Genomic DNA, 13,476 nt, shown 5'->3' on the forward strand with positions numbered 1-13,476 from the left:
GCGCCCTGCTCGACCGGGTGACGCGGCTGCACGGCCGCGCCCTGCGGGCCTGGGACCGGCCGCTCACCGCCTACTACCTGATTCTGGGCGGCAGCCTCCTGATCACCTCGCTGGGCCTGGTCATGGTCTTCTCCTCCTCGCAGATCCAGGCCCTGCGCTACGACCTGCCCGCCACCTACTACTTCAAGAAGCAGCTCGTCGCCGCCGTCCTGGGCACGGCCGCCCTGCTCATCGGCTCCCGGCTGCCCGTCAAGCTGCTGCGTGCGCTGGCGTACCCCGTTCTCGTGATCACCGTCCTCCTGCTCGTCCTCGTCCAGGTGCCGGGCGTCGGCGTGGAGGTCAACGGCAGCACCAACTGGCTCAGCGTCGGCGGACCGTTCATGCTCCAGCCCAGCGAGTTCGCCAAGCTCGCCCTCGTGCTGTGGGGGGCCGACCTGCTGGCCCGCAAGGGGGAGCGCGAGCTGCTCACGCAGTGGAAGCACCTGCTGGTCCCGCTGCTGCCCGGAGCCCTGCTGATCTGCGCACTCGTCATGCTCGGCCGGGACATGGGCACCGTGATGATCATCATGGCGATCCTCTTCGGCCTGCTCTGGCTCGTCGGCGCCCCCGTGCGCATGTTCGGCTCCGCGCTCGTGTGCGCGGCCGGGGCCACCGTCGTCCTCATCGCCGTCGCGCCCCACCGCATGGACCGGCTCGCCTGCCTCGGCGCCTCCGACCCGGGGCCCGACGACCGCTGCTGGCAGGCCCTGCACGGCATCTACGCCCTCGCCTCCGGCGGCTGGTTCGGTTCCGGCCTCGGGGCGAGTGTGGAGAAATGGGGTGAACTGCCAGAGCCCCACACGGACTTCATCTTCGCCATCACCGGTGAGGAACTGGGCCTGGCGGGGACGCTGTCCGTCCTCATGCTCTACGCGGCTCTAGGCTATGCGGGTATCCGCGTGGCCGGACGCACGGAGGAGCCCTTCGTGAGATACGCCGCGGGGGGTGTGACCATCTGGATCCTCAGCCAGGTGGCCATCAACGTCGGTGCCGTACTCGGGCTGCTGCCCATCGCCGGCGTCCCCCTGCCGCTGTTCTCCTACGGAGGCTCCGCGCTGCTTCCGACAATGTGTGCCGTCGGGTTGCTGATCGCGTTCGCCCGCAGCGACCCCGCGGCACGCGCGGCGCTGGCCATGCGGCAGCCTGGTGTGCCAAGGACGCCGGCTGGCGCGAGATGGAAGACGATGCGACGACCCATCAGGAAACGGTCGTCCGGAGAGCGGTGAATTTCGGTGCATGTCGTACTCGCCGGTGGGGGGACCGCCGGCCACATCGAGCCCGCGCTCGCCCTCGCGGACGCCCTGCGCAGGCAGGACCCGACCGTGGGGATCACGGCCCTGGGCACGGAACGCGGGCTGGAGACCCGGCTCGTCCCCGAACGCGGCTACGAGCTGGCCCTCATCCCGGCCGTCCCGCTGCCCCGCAAACCGACCGCGGAGCTGATCACGGTCCCCGGGCGGCTGCGCGGCACCATCAAGGCGGCCGAGCAGGTGCTGGAGCGCACCAAGGCCGACTGCGTCGTCGGCTTCGGCGGCTACGTCGCCCTCCCCGGCTACCTGGCCGCCAAGCGGCTCGGGGTGCCCATCGTCGTCCACGAGGCCAACGCCCGTCCCGGCCTGGCCAACAAGATCGGCTCCCGCTACACGCGGCACGTCGCCGTCTCCACGCCCGACAGCAAGCTGCGGCACGCCCGCTACGTCGGCATCCCGCTGCGCCGCTCCATCGCCACGCTCGACCGGCAGGCGATGCGCGCCGAGGCGCGGGCCACGTTCGGGCTCGACGCCAACCTGCCCACGCTGCTCGTCACGGGCGGCTCGCAGGGGGCCCGGCGGCTGAACGAGGTCGTCCAGGCCATCGCGCCGACGCTCCAGCGCTCCGGCATCCAGATCCTGCACGCGGTCGGGCCGAAGAACGAACTGCCGCAACCGGACAACATGCCCGGAATGCCGCCCTATGTACCGGTACCGTATCTGGACCGGATGGACCTCGCGTACGCCGCGGCGGACATGATGCTCTGCCGCGCGGGCGCGATGACCGTCGCGGAGCTGTCCGCCGTCGGGCTGCCCGCCGCCTACGTCCCCCTGCCGATCGGCAACGGTGAACAGCGGCTGAACGCCCAGCCGGTGGTGAAGGCGGGCGGCGGACTCCTCGTCGACGACGCCGAGCTGAGCGCCGAGTGGATCCAGGACAACGTGCTCCCCGTCCTCACCGATCCGCACCGGCTGTACGACATGGCGCGCTGCGCGGCGGAGTTCGGCCGCCGGGACGCCGACGAGCTGCTGGTCGGCATGGTGCACGAAGCGATCGCGGCCCGACCGGCGGCCTAGCCGCAGGAGACGGGGCGCAGAAGGCAGGGAGCAGTGGGCGGCGCAGCCGGACCGGTCACCGCCGAGGACACCCGAGGCGAGGGCGGCGAGCAGGCCGGGTCCGGTGAGGAACCGGGGCAGCCGCGCCGCCCGCGGCTGCCCCGCTGGCCGCGCCGGCTGCGCCCGCCCCGGCTGCCCTGGGGGCTCTCGCGCAGGACCGCTCTCCTCCTCGCCGTCGTCGCGACCGCGGCCGTGGCGGGCTTCGGTGTCTGGCTGCTGTACGGCTCGAGCTGGCTGCGGGTGGAGCACGTCCGCGTCGAGGGCACCCGCGAACTGACGCCGGACCAGGTGCGCGCCGCGGCCGACGTTCCGCTTGGTGAGCCACTGGCCGGGGTGGACACCGGTGCCATCGAGCGCCGGATCGAGGAGGCGCTCGGGCGGGTCGCCGAGGCGGAGGCCGTTCGCGACTGGCCGGACGGGATCACCCTCGAACTGACCGAGCGCACCCCCCGGCTCGTCGTCGCCAAGCCGGGTGAGGAGGGCACCTACGTCGAGGTCGACGCCGAGGGCGTGCGGTACGCGGAGGTCCGCGAGCGTCCCGCCGGGGTGCCGCTGCTGGTGCTCGACCTCGACGACGCCCGCAGCGACGCGTTCTTCGGCACCGGACGGCTGCGCGCCGAGGCGGTGCGCGTGGCCGTCGCCCTGCCGAAGGCCGTCCGCAGGGACACCCGGACCGTGCGCGTGCGGTCGTTCGACTCCATCACCCTGGAGTTGACGGGGGACCGGACGGTGCTGTGGGGCAGCAGCGAGGACGGCGCGGCCAAGGCGAAGGTGCTCACCGCGCTGATGAAGGTGGAGAAGGACGCCGAGCACTACAACGTCAGCGTCCCCAGCGCCCCGGCCGCGTCCGGCGGCTGACGCCGCGCCATCCCGTCGCCTCTGCCCGCCGTCGCAGGCCGCGGGCCCGCTGTGGTGCTTCGCGCGTTCCCCGCGCCTCTGGCGGGGCACTCCTCCCGGTGACCGCCGGGAAGTGGGTTGACGGGTATTCGCCCTGACCAGGACCCGGGAGCGTTGCACCGAGAGTGATCACATAGGGTGAAAAGAAAAACGGGAGGTTCGGCGTGTTCGTTGAACGCGCAGTACGAGTCGACTTAGTGTCCGTTCCGGAGACTCCAAGGAATGACTGGCACTGTTAACCCTAAACTTCAGCGTTAGGGTTGGGGGTCGGCGTTCGAACCGTCCCCAATCGGCATAGGTCGGCGGCCACACCCACTGTGGCGCGGCGACAGGTAACTCGAGGCGAGAGGCCTTCGACGTGGCAGCACCGCAGAACTACCTCGCAGTCATCAAGGTCGTCGGCATCGGCGGCGGTGGCGTCAACGCCATCAACCGGATGATCGAGGTCGGTCTCAAGGGCGTCGAGTTCATCGCGATCAACACCGACGCGCAGGCGCTGTTGATGAGCGATGCCGACGTCAAGCTCGACGTCGGCCGCGAGCTCACCCGCGGCCTCGGCGCAGGGGCCAACCCCGACGTCGGCCGGAAGGCCGCCGAGGACCACCGCGAGGAGATCGAGGAGGTCCTCAAGGGGGCCGACATGGTCTTCGTGACCGCGGGCGAGGGCGGCGGCACCGGTACCGGCGGCGCCCCGGTGGTCGCGAACATCGCGCGCTCGCTCGGTGCGCTGACCATCGGCGTCGTCACGCGGCCGTTCACCTTCGAGGGCCGCCGCCGGGCGAACCAGGCGGAGGACGGCATCGCCGCCCTGCGGGACGAGGTCGACACCCTCATCGTCATCCCGAACGACCGGCTGCTGTCCATCTCGGACCGGCAGGTCAGCGTGCTGGACGCCTTCAAGTCGGCCGACCAGGTGCTGCTGTCCGGTGTGCAGGGCATCACCGACCTCATCACGACGCCGGGCCTCATCAACCTGGACTTCGCGGACGTCAAGTCCGTCATGTCCGAGGCGGGTTCGGCCCTCATGGGCATCGGCTCGGCCCGCGGTGACGACCGTGCGGTCGCCGCCGCCGAGATGGCCATCTCCTCGCCTCTGCTGGAGGCGTCCATCGACGGCGCCCGCGGCGTCCTGCTCTCCATCTCCGGTGGCTCGGATCTCGGTCTCTTCGAGATCAACGAGGCAGCGCAGCTCGTCAGCGAGGCGGCGCACCCGGAGGCCAACATCATTTTCGGTGCCGTCATCGACGACGCCCTGGGCGACGAGGTCCGCGTGACGGTCATCGCGGCCGGGTTCGACGGGGGCCAGCCGCCGGCCAAGAACCGGGAGAAGGCGCTCGGGTCCTACGGCAGGGAGGACGGGCAGAGCAGCGCGCCGCGGTCCGCCCCGCCGGTGCCGGACGAGCGGCCCTCCTTCGGCGGCCTGGGCAGTGTCCCCGCCCGCGAGGAGGAGCCCGAGCCCGCCGCACCGGTGGACCCGGCCCCGGCGGCCGAGGCCGCGCCGGTCACGCCGCCGCACGTCCCCCCGGCCCGGGACTACCAGGACAGCCAGGCCGAGGAACTGGACGTCCCGGACTTCCTCAAGTAGCCGACGACCTTCTGACGAACCGGGCACAGCACGACGTGATACGCCAGCACGACTCCGTCAGCGGCGCCCACTTCGCCTTCACCGACCGGTGGGGCGGGGTGAGCGCCGCTCCTTATGGCACCCTCAACCTGGGCGGTGCGGTGGGCGACGAGGCCTTGTCGGTGCGGGCCAACCGCGCACTGGCCGCGGAAGGCCTCGGGCTGGACCCGGCGGCGGTCGTCTGGATGAACCAGGTCCACGGCGCCGAGGTGGTCGAGGTGGACGGGCCCTGGGGCGCGGAGGCCGCCCCCGCCGTCGACGGGGTGGTGACCGCCTGCCGCGGGCTGGCCCTGGCCGTCCTCACCGCGGACTGCACACCCGTTCTGCTGGCGGACCCCGTGGCCGGGGTCGCGGGCGCGGCGCACGCCGGACGCCCGGGGCTGGTGGCCGGGGTGGTGCCCGCCACCGTGCGGGCCATGCTCGCGCTCGGCGCCGACCCGTCCCGCATCACCGCCCGTACCGGGCCCGCGGTGTGCGGAGGGTGCTACGAGGTACCCGAGGCGATGCGGGCGGAGGTGGCGGCCGTCGTTCCCGCCGCGCACGCCACCACCCGGTGGGGGACGCCGTCCGTGGACGTGGCCGCGGGGGTGCGGGCCCAGCTCGCCGAGCTGGGGGTCGGCGACGTCCTCGGCAGCGAGGTGTGCACCCTGGAGTCGGACGACCATTTCTCGTACCGCCGTGAACGGACGACCGGGCGGTTGGCGAGCTACGTCTGGCTGGAGGACTGAACGATGGCGCAGGAAGCGCGGACACCGGGTGATCAGGGCGAGCGGGCGGCGGAGCTGGCGGCGAACCTCGCCCGGGTCGAGGAGCGGCTGACCCGTGCGTGCGCCGCGGCCGGACGCTCCCGCGACGAGGTGACGCTGATCGTCGTCACCAAGACGTACCCGGCGAGCGACGTGCGGCTCCTGGCCGAACTCGGGGTGCGGCACGTCGCGGAGAACCGTCACCAGGAGGCGGCGCCGAAGGCGGCCGCGTGTGCGGACCTACCGCTCGTGTGGCACTTCGTGGGGCAGCTGCAGACCAACAAGGCACGTTCTGTTGCCGAGTTCTGTGATTATGTGCACTCCGTGGACCGTATCCGGCTCGTGAACGCGCTGTCCGCCGCGGCCGAGCGGCAGGATCGCGAGCTGCGCTGCCTCCTCCAGGTGGCCCTGGACAAGGAGGAGTCCGCGGGGACGGGCACGGGGGGCCGCGGCGGTGTCGCGCCGGCCGACGTGCCGGAACTCGCCGAGGCGGTCCGCGCCGCTCCCGCCCTCTCGCTGGCCGGGGTGATGACCGTGGCTCCGCTGGCGGGACGCTACGCGGGTCGCCCCGCCGAGGCGTTCCAGCGGTTGGGGGAAATCTCAAGCGGGCTGCGACGGAACGATCCTGCTGCAAACATGGTGTCGGCAGGGATGAGTTCGGACCTCGAGGAAGCGGTGGCGGCGGGAGCGACACATGTACGCGTCGGCACCGCGGTACTCGGAGTCCGTCCCCGGCTCGGGTAACGTCGCCAAGAAAGTCGGACTACAGACGAAAATATGGTCATTTCCGGCTAAACGGGCAGACTACGTGGATTCGGGGCCATCGGACGGAGCCGATCCACCACAGAGCGGAGGATGCGGAGCATGGCCGGCGCGATGCGCAAGATGGCGGTCTACCTCGGCCTCGTGGAGGACGATGGTTATGACGGCCGGGGGTACGACCCCGACGACGAGTTCGAGCCCGAACCGGAACCCGAGCGGGAGCGCAGGCGCCAGTCGGCGCACGCGCCCCACGACACGCCGCCGGAGGATCCGGTCCGCGTCGTCCAGCCGCCCGCCCAGCGGGAGCGGGAGCAGTCGCCGGCGCTGGTGGGCGACGGCGGGCGGGTGAGCAGAATCGCCCCCGTGTCCTCCATCACATCCGAACGTCCGAACCTGGAGAAGAGCGCACCGGTGATCATGCCCAAGGTCGTGTCAGAGCGGGAGCCCTATCGGATCACCACGCTGCACCCGCGGACGTACAACGAAGCCCGTACCATCGGGGAACACTTCCGTGAGGGCACTCCGGTGATCATGAACCTCACCGAGATGGACGACACGGACGCGAAGCGACTTGTCGACTTCGCTGCCGGCCTCGTCTTCGGCCTGCACGGGAGCATTGAACGGGTGACGCAGAAGGTCTTCCTGCTGTCTCCTGCTAACGTCGATGTAACGGCGGAGGACAAGGCCCGCATCGCAGAGGGCGGGTTCTTCAACCAGAGCTGAGACGCAACACCGGAAACAGCCCCGGCCGATCGGCGGCCGGGCATGTCCCAGGGGAGAGGGAAGCACACGATGGGCATCGCACAACAAGTGGTCCTCGTGGCGCTGAACGTTTTCCTGTACGTGCTGATCTTCCGGCTGATCATGGACTACGTCTTCATGTTCGCCCGCTCATGGCAACCCGGCAAGGCGATGGTGGTCGTTCTGGAGGGGACCTACACTGTCACCGATCCGCCGCTGAGGCTTCTGCGGCGGTTCATTCCGCCGCTGCGCTTCGGGGGCGTGGCGCTAGACCTGTCCTTCTTCGTATTGATGATCATCGTTTTCATCCTGATCCGGATCGTGGGCGGGCTGTGAACGAGTACGGTCTTGCCGATATGCCGATGACCTACGTTGAGGTGAAGAGATGCCGCTGACCCCCGAGGACGTGCGGAACAAGCAGTTCACGACCGTCCGCCTCCGAGAAGGCTATGACGAGGACGAGGTCGATGCCTTCCTCGACGAGGTCGAAGCAGAGCTGACCAGGCTGCTGCGGGAGAACGAGGATCTGCGCGCCAAGCTGGCCGCTGCCACGCGGGCCGCGGCGCAGAACCAACAGCAGCAACAACAGGGCATGCGCAAACCCCCGGAGGACCGAACCCAGCAGGGTCCGGTGCCGCCGGCCATATCCGGTCCGCAGCCGGTGCCCCCGGGTCAGCAGCAGATGGGCGGTCCGCCCCAGCTCCCCGGTGCACCCCAGCTGCCCGCAGGTCCCGGCGGCCCTCAGGGCGGCCAGCCCGGTCCTGGCCAGCACGGCCAGCACCAGCAGCAGCACGGTCCCGGCCCGATGAGTGGCGGCCCGGGCCCGATGGGCGGTCACGGCGGTCCTCCGCAGATGCAGCAGGGTGGTGGCAACGACAGCGCCGCCCGCGTGCTCTCGCTGGCCCAGCAGACCGCCGACCAGGCGATCGCCGAGGCGCGCTCCGAGGCGAACAAGATCGTCGGTGAGGCCCGCAGCCGCGCCGAGGGTCTGGAGCGCGACGCCCGCGCCAAGGCCGACGCGCTGGAGCGGGACGCCCAGGAGAAGCACCGCGTCGCGATGGGCTCCCTGGAGTCCGCCCGCGCCACGCTGGAGCGCAAGGTCGAGGACCTGCGCGGCTTCGAGCGGGAGTACCGCACGCGGCTGAAGTCCTACCTGGAGAGCCAGCTCCGCCAGCTGGAGAACCAGTCCGACGACTCACTCGCGCCGCCGCGCAGCCCGGCCGCCGCCTCGCTGCCGGCCTCCCCGTCGATGGCCTCAGCCGGTGCCCCCTCGGGCGGCACGATGGGCGGCCACCAGACGATGGGCGGCCAGTCCATGGGCGGTGGCCACACGCAGGGCGGCAACCCCGGCGGTGGACACGGCCAGGGCGGCGGCCAGACCTACGGCGGTCAGCAGCAGATGTCCCCGGCCATGACGCAGCCGATGGCACCGGTCCGCCCGCAGGGTCAGCAGCCGATGCAGCAGCAGGCGCCGTCGCCGATGCGGGGCTTCCTGATCGACGAGGACGACAACTGAGCCTGCGCCGCTGAGCCGAGCCGACGTGAACGGGCCGAACCCCTTGAGGGGTTCGGCCCGTTCACGTGCTGCGCTGGGGAGGTCCGCGCCGAGGCGCAGGGCTGGCAAGCGCAGCCCCCGGCTCCGGGCGCGGCCCGCGCAGGGGGTGCCCCCGCCGGCGCGTCGCGGGCCGCGGCTCCGCTGTGGCCGGTCGCGCAGTTCCCCGCGCCCCTTGCGGGGCGCGGGGAGCGGGGGTCACGCCTTGCGGAGGCGGAACGTCAGGGACAGCGACTCGTCCGAGAACTCCGGCCCGAACGCGTCGTCCGCCGGCTCGGCGGACAGCGATTCCGCCAGCACCTCGCCGGCGATCAGCTCCGCGTGCTCGGTCAGCGCGGCCGCGAGCTCCTCGTCGTCAGACGTCCACCGCAGGTGGATCTTGTCCGCCACGTCGAGACCGCTGTTCTTCCGCGCCTCCTGGACCAGCCGGATGGCGTCCCGGGCGAGACCAGCCCGGCGCAGCTTTGGCGTGATCTCCAGGTCCAGCGCGACCGTCGCGCCCGAGTCGGAGGCCACCGACCAGCCCTCGCGGGGCGTCTCGGTGATGATGACCTCCTCCGGGGTCAGGGCGATGTGCTCGCCGTCGACCGTCACCCCGGCCGTCCCCGCCCGCAGCGCCGCCGAGAGCTCGGCGGCGTCGGCCGCGGCGATCGCCGCGGCGACCGGCTGCGTGCGCTTGCCGAAGCGGCGTCCCAGCGCACGGAAGTTGGCCTTCGCCGTGGTGTCCACCAGTGAGCCGCCGACCTCGCCCAGCGACGCGAGGCGGCTGACGTTCAGCTCCTCGGCGATCTGGGCGCGCAGGTCGTCGTCCAGCAACTCGAAGCCCTGCGCGGCGATCAGTGCCCGGGACAGCGGCTGACGCGTCTTCACCCCCGACTCCGCCCGGGTCGCCCGGCCCAGCTCCACGAGCCGGCGCACCAGCAGCATGTCCACTGAGAGCCGCTCGTCGATGGCTTCCGGCGTGGCGACCGGCCAGTTGGCCAGGTGCACCGACTCCGGCGCGTCCGGCGTCACCGGCACCACCAGGTCCTGCCAGACCCGCTCGGTGACGAACGGGACCAGCGGCGCCATCAGCCGCGTCACCGTCTCCAGGACGTCGTGCAGGGTCCGCAGCGCCGCCGCGTCGCCCTGCCAGAACCGACGCCGGGAACGGCGCACGTACCAGTTGGACAGGTCGTCGACGAAGGTCGACAGCAGCTTGCCCGCGCGCTGCGTGTCGAAGTTCTCCATGGCCCGCGTGACCAGGTCGACGAGCGCGTGCAGCTCGCTCAGCAGCCAGCGGTCCAGCAGTGGGCGCTCGTGCGGAGCCGGGTCGGCGTCCCCCGGTGCCCAGCCGCTCGTCCGGGCGTAGAGGGCCTGGAAGGCCACGGTGTTCCAGTAGGTCAGCAGGGTCTTGCGCACGACCTCCTGGATCGTGCCGTGCCCCACGCGGCGCGCCGCCCAAGGGGAGCCGCCGGCCGCCATGAACCAGCGCACCGCGTCCGCGCCGTGCTGCTCCATCAGCGGGATGGGTTCCAGGATGTTGCCCAGGTGCTTGGACATCTTGCGGCCGTCCTCGGCCAGGATGTGGCCCAGGCACACCACGTTCTCGTAGCTGGACCGGCCGAACACCAGGGTGCCGACCGCCATCAGCGTGTAGAACCAGCCGCGGGTCTGGTCGATGGCCTCGGAGATGAACTGCGCCGGGTAGCGCTGCTCGAAGATCTCCTTGTTCCGGTACGGGTAGCCCCACTGCGCGAAGGGCATCGAGCCGGAGTCGTACCAGGCGTCGATCACCTCCGGGACGCGGGTGGCCTCCAGCCCGCAGCCCTCGGCGGTGCACGGGAACGTCACCGCGTCGATGAACGGCCGGTGCGGGTCGAGCTCGCTCTGGTCCGTACCGCTCAGCTCACTCAGCTCCGTCAGCGAGCCGACGCAGATCAGGTGTCCCTCGGCGCAGCGCCAGATGGGCAGCGGGGTGCCCCAGTAGCGGTTGCGGGACAGCGCCCAGTCGATGTTGTTGCTCAGCCAGTCGCCGAAGCGGCCGTGCTTGACCGAGTCGGGGTACCAGTTGGTCTTCTCGTTCTCCTGGAGCAGCTGCTCCTTGATCTGCGTGGTGCGGATGTACCAGGACGGCTGCGCGTAGTAGAGCAGCGCGGTGTGGCAGCGCCAGCAGTGCGGGTAGCTGTGCTCGTACGCCAGGTGGCGGAAGAGCAGCCCGCGGGCGTCCAGGTCGGCGACGAGCACCTCGTCGGCCTTCTTGAAGAACTGGCCGCCCACGAGGCCGAGCCCGGGCTCGAAAGTGCCGTCGGGCCGCACCGGGTTCACCACCGGCAGCCCGTACGCGCGGCACACCCGCAGGTCGTCCTCACCGAAGGCGGGGGCCTGGTGGACGAGGCCGGTGCCGTCGTCCGTCGTCACGTAGTCGGCGCCCACGACGAAGTTGGCGCCCTCCAGCTCGACCAGCTCGAACGGACGCCGGTAGGCCCAGCGCTCCATCTCCGCGCCGGTGAAGCTCTGCCCCGTCGCCGTCCAGCCCTCGCCGAGCGCCTTGGCCAGCAGCGGCTCGGCGACCACCAGCTTCTCGTTCCCGTCGGTGGCGACCACGTAGGTCACCTCCGGATGCGCGGCCACGGCGGTGTTCGACACCAGCGTCCACGGCGTCGTCGTCCACACCAGCAGCGACGCCTCCCCGGCCAGTGGCCCGGACGTGAGCGGCAGCCGGACGTAGACCGACGGGTCGACGACCGTCTCGTAGCCCTGCGCCAGCTCGTGGTCGGACAGGCCGGTGCCGCAGCGCGGGCACCAGGGGGCGACACGGTGGTCCTGCTTCAGCAGGCCCTTGCCGAAGATCTCCTTCAGCGACCACCACACGCTCTCGATGTACTGCGGGTCCATCGTGCGGTAGGCGTCGTCCAGGTCCACCCAGTAGCCCATGCGGCGGGTGAGCTCGGCGAAGGCGTCGGTGTAGCGCGTCACCGACTCCCGGCACCTGGCGTTGAACTCGGCGATACCGTACGCCTCGATGTCCTGCTTGCCGTTGAACCCCAGCTCCTTCTCCACGGCCAGCTCGACCGGCAGCCCGTGGCAGTCCCACCCGGCCTTGCGAGACACGTGGTAGCCCTGCATCGTGCGGAAGCGCGGGAAGACGTCCTTGAACACCCGGGCCTCGATGTGGTGCGCGCCGGGCATGCCGTTGCCGGTCGGGGGGCCCTCGTAGAACACCCACTCGGGGCGGCCCTCGGACGCCTCCAGCGTCCGGGCGAAGATCTTCTGCTCCTGCCAGAACTCGAGCACGGCGTGTTCCAGCGCGGGCAGGTCCACCTGTGCGGGCACCTGGCGGTATTGCGGGGTCGGACTCATCGGATGGTTCCTCCGGCGGACAGGGCAGCTTCCGTCGGAGGGACGAGACGCGCCCGAGCGGCGCTTCCCGCGGTACCACCCTCCTTGGCGGTGATGCTCGTGACCCACCGCCCGCTCATTGGGCCGGGGTGACGCCCGGGGGCGGCCCCTGCGGTGCCGGTTCTACTCACCCACCCGGAGGGTGCGGCTTTCTTCCGGCGGCTCCGGGGTGATCTTCGCGTCGCGCTCGCCCCCGGGCTCTCACCGTCCCCGGGTCGCTCTGGGCTGCGTACGGACGCTACTCGTCCCCATCCATGCCTTTCGCTGCCGACCAGTGTACGGGCCGTGCGGAAGCGCTGCCGAGCGGTTTCCGCGGCGTGGGGCTGGGGCACAACGCCTTCGCGGGCGCCGGGCGGCGCTCCCGCGAAGATCACGTACCGAACGGCGCGTCCCGTTGCCGCGTGCTTCGAGTCGATTTATCGTTCCGGCACGATTCGCGAGCAAGATCACACTATGTGAAGGGGTCGCGGCGATGGCAGGCGTGGCGAAGAAGGCAGCCGCCAGGAAGACGCCGGCCAAGGGTGGCCCCGCGGCCGGGAGGGCGGCGGCGAAGAAGGCGCCGGCCAAGCCCGCCGGCACCGAGGCGGCCCGGGGTGGCGCCGAGCCCCCGGAGGGGAAGGCCACGGCGAGGAAGACGCCCGGGAAGACGACCGGCAAGGCACCTGCTCAGCGGGCCGCCGCCAAGAAGGCCGCGAAGAAGACCACCACCACGAAGAAGACAGCGGCGAAGAAGACGGCGGCGAAGACGACCACCACGAAGAAGACAGCGGCGAAGAAGACCGCCGCGAAGAAGACGGCGGCCAAGAAGGCGACGGCCGGGAAGGCCCCGGCGCGGAAGCCGGACCGACACGAGAAGGACACGCTGGGCCCAGAAGCGGCCCGACGGAAGACGGGAGCCGGAGCGGTGGCTGCGAAGAAGACGACGACGGGTACCCAGACGGCCGTGCCCCAGGCCCGCATCGCTGCGGCACCGGAGGAGCTGGCCGTCCGGGTGGGCGAGGAGCCCTGGACGGACACCGAGGTCGCCGAGGCCCGGAGCGAGCTGGCGACCGAGGTGGAACGCCTGCGCACCGAGATCGAGGCGGCCGAGCGGGCGCTGGCGGGCCTCATGCGGGACCCGGGGGACGGGGCCGGGGACGACCAGGCCGACACCGGGACCAAGAACATCACGCGTGAGCACGAGATGGCCGTGGCCGAGAACGCCCGCGAGATGATGTACCAGAGCGAGCGTGCCCTCGAACGCATCGCGGCGGGCACCTACGGCCTGTGCGAGAACTGCGGCAACCCGATCGGCAAGGCGCGGATGCAGGCGTTTCCCCGGGCCACGCTGTGTGTGGAGTGCAAGCAGAAGCAGGAGCGGCACTGAGG

The 13,476-nt window shown here is 71.4% G+C and carries 11 protein-coding genes; 10 read left to right on the forward strand and 1 reads right to left on the reverse strand.

Annotated features, from left to right (window positions below; translation table 11 throughout):
* Window positions 1–5 precede the first annotated feature (5 nt).
* From ftsW to HPT28_RS20245, 9 genes are all read left to right on the forward strand, one after another.
* Window positions 6–1,265, forward strand: a complete 1,260-nt coding sequence (gene ftsW / locus HPT28_RS20205) for a putative lipid II flippase FtsW (RefSeq protein ID WP_257578996.1) — start codon at window positions 6–8, stop codon at window positions 1,263–1,265.
* 6 nt (window positions 1,266–1,271) lie between these two features.
* Window positions 1,272–2,366 carry an undecaprenyldiphospho-muramoylpentapeptide beta-N-acetylglucosaminyltransferase gene (murG, locus tag HPT28_RS20210; RefSeq protein ID WP_219092578.1) on the forward strand — a complete coding sequence of 365 codons (1,095 nt, stop codon included), beginning with the start codon at window positions 1,272–1,274 and terminating at the stop codon, window positions 2,364–2,366.
* A gap of 33 nt (window positions 2,367–2,399) precedes the next feature.
* Window positions 2,400–3,263 carry an FtsQ-type POTRA domain-containing protein gene (locus HPT28_RS20215; protein ID WP_219092579.1) on the forward strand — a complete coding sequence of 288 codons (864 nt, stop codon included), beginning with the start codon at window positions 2,400–2,402 and terminating at the stop codon, window positions 3,261–3,263.
* Window positions 3,264–3,660: 397 nt separating this feature from the next.
* The gene (gene ftsZ / locus HPT28_RS20220; protein WP_219092580.1) at window positions 3,661–4,887 is read left to right on the forward strand and encodes a cell division protein FtsZ; all 1,227 of its coding nucleotides are present in this window, start codon (window positions 3,661–3,663) and stop codon (window positions 4,885–4,887) included.
* A gap of 35 nt (window positions 4,888–4,922) precedes the next feature.
* Entirely contained in the window at window positions 4,923–5,654 is a 732-nt protein-coding gene (gene pgeF / locus HPT28_RS20225) for a peptidoglycan editing factor PgeF (protein ID WP_219092581.1), read from the forward strand.
* Between the two features lie 3 nt (window positions 5,655–5,657).
* Window positions 5,658–6,416 carry a YggS family pyridoxal phosphate-dependent enzyme gene (locus HPT28_RS20230; protein ID WP_219092582.1) on the forward strand — a complete coding sequence of 253 codons (759 nt, stop codon included), beginning with the start codon at window positions 5,658–5,660 and terminating at the stop codon, window positions 6,414–6,416.
* 120 nt (window positions 6,417–6,536) lie between these two features.
* Complete coding sequence (locus tag HPT28_RS20235) at window positions 6,537–7,157, forward strand: cell division protein SepF (RefSeq protein WP_219092583.1); 621 nt, start codon at window positions 6,537–6,539, stop codon at window positions 7,155–7,157.
* A 69-nt stretch (window positions 7,158–7,226) separates the two neighbouring features.
* Window positions 7,227–7,511, forward strand: a complete 285-nt coding sequence (locus HPT28_RS20240) for a YggT family protein (RefSeq protein WP_219092584.1) — start codon at window positions 7,227–7,229, stop codon at window positions 7,509–7,511.
* A 49-nt stretch (window positions 7,512–7,560) separates the two neighbouring features.
* Window positions 7,561–8,691, forward strand: a complete 1,131-nt coding sequence (locus tag HPT28_RS20245; RefSeq protein ID WP_219092585.1) for a DivIVA domain-containing protein — start codon at window positions 7,561–7,563, stop codon at window positions 8,689–8,691.
* 234 nt (window positions 8,692–8,925) lie between these two features.
* Here the strand turns inward: HPT28_RS20245 and ileS are convergent, their stop codons facing one another.
* The gene (gene ileS / locus HPT28_RS20250; protein WP_219092586.1) at window positions 8,926–12,069 is read right to left on the reverse strand and encodes an isoleucine--tRNA ligase; all 3,144 of its coding nucleotides are present in this window, start codon (window positions 12,067–12,069) and stop codon (window positions 8,926–8,928) included.
* A gap of 511 nt (window positions 12,070–12,580) precedes the next feature.
* On the opposite strand from ileS, the gene HPT28_RS20255 reads away from it, so the two are divergent.
* On the forward strand, window positions 12,581–13,474 hold the full coding sequence (locus HPT28_RS20255) for a TraR/DksA family transcriptional regulator (RefSeq protein ID WP_219092587.1): 894 nt from the start codon (window positions 12,581–12,583) through the stop codon (window positions 13,472–13,474).
* The last annotated feature ends 2 nt before the right edge of the window (window positions 13,475–13,476 follow it).

Origin of the sequence: Streptomyces sp. JJ38 (assembly GCF_019303475.1) — a bacterium.
Lineage (GTDB): Bacteria > Actinomycetota > Actinomycetes > Streptomycetales > Streptomycetaceae > Streptomyces.